2 protein-coding genes and 1 pseudogene are annotated in these 3,989 nt (G+C 59.1%); all 3 read right to left on the bottom strand.

Translation table 11 applies throughout. The features are described 5' to 3' along the window. A partial coding sequence (locus PF446_RS10305) for an EAL domain-containing protein (protein ID WP_298071337.1) occupies positions 1-1,256 on the bottom strand: 1,256 nt, incomplete at its 3' end. A 93-nt stretch (positions 1,257-1,349) separates the two neighbouring features. Next, positions 1,350-3,458, bottom strand: a complete 2,109-nt coding sequence (locus tag PF446_RS10300) for a diguanylate cyclase (protein ID WP_298071336.1) — start codon at positions 3,456-3,458, stop codon at positions 1,350-1,352. Positions 3,459-3,536: 78 nt separating this feature from the next. Then, positions 3,537-3,656 (bottom strand): annotated as a pseudogene (locus PF446_RS10295) (IS3 family transposase); the annotation flags it as partial. Positions 3,657-3,989: the final 333 nt, after the last annotated feature.

Below are 3,989 nucleotides of genomic sequence, written 5' to 3'. Positions count from 1 at the left end.
GTGCGGATGGGGCGTGGTGCTGGCGACAACGAAAAAGAGGCAACCCAATCCGAAATGGCTTCGGCGGGCATCGGACGCGCCAAGGCATAACCTTGACCGTAGGCCGCGCCGAAAACCGACGCCACCTCAATCATGGACGGCTTTTCCAAACCTTCCAGTACCACCGGGCGATGCAGGTCCTGACCGAGTGCGATCAGGGCAGCCAGAAAGCTGAAGGTCTTCAGGGGATCCTTGTGCATGCCGCTCACCAGGCTGCGGTCGATCTTGGTGGTCGCAAACGGGAGCGTGGACAGTCGCTGCAAGCTGCTGAACCCCGACCCCAGGTCGTCCATCTCGATGCTCACCCCGGTCTTGATGATGCGATCAAACGCCTGTTGCTGGGCTCGATCGTCAAGACTTCCGGATTCCAGTAGCTCCAGGCTGAGATACCGGGGGCCAATGCCGTGGCGTGACAATGCTTCGGCAACAACGGCTGGCGTGTCCGGATTTTGGAAAGTCGACGGATGCAGATTGACGCTCCCCCCGATCATCAGCCCCTTGCGATGCCAATGGACCAAATGCTGCAACAGTTGCTCCAGCCCCAACTGAAACAGTCGCGCCCGTTCGACCTCACCGAGCAACGGAATGAACTCATCGGGGTAAATCAAGCGGTCCTTGTCCAGCTGCAGTCGTGCCAGCGCTTCGACCTTGACCACCTTGCCCGAGCGCAGATCCACGACCGGCTGCATGTGCATGACCAGCCCATCATCGAACAGTCGGGTACGGTAGCGTTGAACGACTTCAGGGGTGAGCAACACCGCAGGAGCCTCGTGACAGGACTGCCAAATCTGGCTCCATCGTCGCTGGATGCCGTGGGCAAAGGGGGACATCCAGCTACAGCCAAATTGGTTGGGATAGGCCCCGTAAAACCCCAGCACGGCCACCGGATGCTCCTGCGGGTCCAGTACCGGCAATGCCATGGCCGACCGGATACCCAGGGGAGCAGCCAATGCGTGCCACGCAGCGTAACGCGCGTCTTGCTTATAGGAGGCCGAAATGTTGATCTTGCCACTGCGCCATGCTTGTGCGGTCAAGCCCTGGCCCCGGGGCACCGATGCATCCACCAGTGCGCAGGCCGCAGGGTCACTCAAGATCAGGGCGACCTGTTTGCCGATAGCACCGGCAAACGCCTCGACCACAAACACGCCACTAGCATGCAGTCGCATCAGCACAACAGCCTTCACACCGGGCAAGCGGTTCAGGACGTCCATTTCCATCCCGATGGCATCCATCCAGCGGGTGCTGCTGGCAGGAAGTTTAGTGGCCAAACAATCCAGATAGCTGTCCTGCAGGGCCTCTTGGGCCCGCAACTATGCCTTGATGTCATCCTCCATCCGGGCATAGATCAACCATTGCAGCTGATGGCGTTCACTCGCCCTCAACGTGGTTCGAACGAGCTGATTGACCAGCAGTGACCGATACAACGTGGACGTCTGAATCAAAAGGCTGCTTTTTACATTGACCAGCGCATGCACTTTGCCCAGGTGCGAGGCTCGTTGCAGAATCTGCTCCTGGGAAGTGGACTCGTCCAGCAGAAACCGGAGATGTTCGGCTTGCCGAATATTCAGTGCCTGCCGCTCCGCTGGAGCAAGGCTTTCAAGAACTATCCTGGCCTGCGGGGTATCTTCCAGACTCTCGTAAAGCGCAGGAACAAAATCGTTCGCGACCAGCTCAATGGTTTCGCGAACCTTCTGCAGCAGGTCGATGGCCACCGGGCCATAGGGATCCAACATGGAAAGCGGAGCGATGTCCTGGAGACTGGTGAGAGCGGTTGCCTCCCGGGCCCACCAGTTGGCCCGATCGAGCTTGTTTGCCTTGGATTGATAAAGAGCCACATCGGCCTGGCGCATCAATCCATCGGCATCGGTGCCATTCTGCGGAAAGATTGCCAGCCCCATGCTCATGCCAATGCTTGTCATCACGCCAGGAGCCAACTCGAATGGCGTCTCCACGGCTTGATGAAGCCGCTGCAGGGTTTTGGTCAGCTGCTGGGGGGCCTCACGCTCATCGAGGTCTTCCAGCACGACCACAAATTCGTCACCACCCAGTCGGGCAATCAGGTCCGGTTCCCGCAACAGGGACTGCAGTCGCCGCGCAAACTCCTCCAGCAGCCGGTCTCCGGCGGCATGCCCCCAGGTGTCATTCACTGGCTTGAAATCATCCAGATCAATCACGCCCAGTGCCAGCGCCGTCCGATGTCGATGGGCCCTCGCCAAAGCGATCGGCACGTGCTCGCGCAAGCCCAAACGGTTGGGCAGCCCCGTCAAGACATCATGCCTGGCCAAATGTCCCTGCTGTTGCCGCTCCTCGGCAAGCGTGCGTTTGAGCTCGATTTGCGCGCACGCACGCTTGAGCAGGCTGCTGGCCTGCATCATCAAGAGGGCAACCTTGGTGTCGAAGCAGTCCGGTTGCGTCGAGGCCACCATCAACATGGAGGACGGAACACCATCGCGATCGATCGGTATTGCCGCCCAGGACCTCATGCCAGCGCGGGTGAACGTCTCCATGCAGGGCGATGGGTCAGCGATCCATTTGGCTTCGTTGACGCAAAGCATGGAGCCTTCGTTCCATGCCTGCTGAATCGAATGGTGCTCGGTACCGCCTTCGGCTAAAGTCCGGCACAGTTCAGCCACCTGAGAGGAACCTGCGAAAGCCAACAGTGTCGTCTGTCCCGATACCGAGGGTTGCAGGATGCAGCATGTCAAGAACAAGTCCGCATTCATGACCTGCTCGCACATGATCTGCCGTGCAGACTGCTCATCGTGCGATGTAAGCAACAGGTCACCTGCCTGGATCAAGCCATGCAATAACTGATCCACCTTGAGCAGCGCATCTTCCGAAAGCCGCCGAGCGTCGATCTCCCGGGTGAGTTGCATGTTGAGTGCATGTAGCTCAAATGTGCGTTCGCCCACTTTATTGTAGAGATCGCTTACAACATGGTTCATCTGGTCGCGGGCGGCATGCTCTTGCTGGGCAGCGCCAGTGACGGCGATATCTGTTTGACGCCGCCGAATTTCGCGGGTCATCTGCATATCCATGCCCATGATGTGGTGCAGCAACCACTGGCTCAGGAACAAAACGAGATTTTCGATGCCATCAGCAAGGCAATCCTCGAGCAAGGCCGAGGTGCGCTGCAGGAACGTGATGAAACTCTGATGGGCGGCAAGGTGGGTGCGCTGATGCTCCTCGTCGATGCACCACTTGCGCATCTGCCCAGCTTCGTGACGGAAGTGGTACCCGGAGTAATCGAGAAGTTCATCCAGTATGGACGCGGCAGTCTCGGCGCAGATCTGGTTTACCCGCGCGGCAGCCAACCGGTTGAACAGCTCGATCAGCCGTTGGTGCTGCGTGTCGACCACTTCATCGCCGGTGCGAAGTTCGTCTGACCACGCAATGGTGATGTCGCGAGTTTGAGACATGTTGAACCCCCCTGGACACAGCAATGCTCATACGAATAGCGATTTGAACATACCAGACTACGTGGACACTCCAAACACTCACGCTGAGGCCTGTTCCAAGGCCTCGGGGCGGATGACGCCGAGACAGCTGTGTCGGCGATTTCGATCATATGAGACTTCGATGTCATCGAAGATAACGGCGCGGGCCAGATCGCGGGTATGGGGCGCAAAGCGGCCCTCTCATCCCTTCCAACAGCACCGCAAAAATCTCTCGGAGGTGACCGAAGGGAATGCCCGTGGTGTGATCGAAGGGAATGCCCGTGGACGTGACCGAAGGGTGTTCCCGGATGCGCTTCGCTTATCCGGGCTACGGATTACGGGCTACGCGGGGGTGTCGGGCATTCCCGGATGTGACCGAAGGGAATGCCCGTGGTGCGCTTTGCTTATCCGGGCTACGAGGGTGCGGTACGGTGGCGGGTGTCCCCGGATGCGCTGCGCTTATCCGGGCTACGGATGCATGTAGACCGGATAAGGCCAAAGGCCGCATCCGGG

This window comes from Oleiagrimonas sp. (assembly GCF_027858935.1).
In the GTDB taxonomy this organism is placed as follows: domain Bacteria; phylum Pseudomonadota; class Gammaproteobacteria; order Xanthomonadales; family Rhodanobacteraceae; genus Oleiagrimonas.
Note: the sequence above shows the minus strand (reverse complement) of the source record. Positions and strands in the feature narration are given on the sequence as shown.

Excerpts from the sequence above, each read along its gene's own strand:
- PF446_RS10300 (WP_298071336.1), bottom strand. The coding sequence starts at position 3,458 with ATGTCTCAAACTCGCGACATCACCATTGCGTGGTCAGACGAACTTCGC.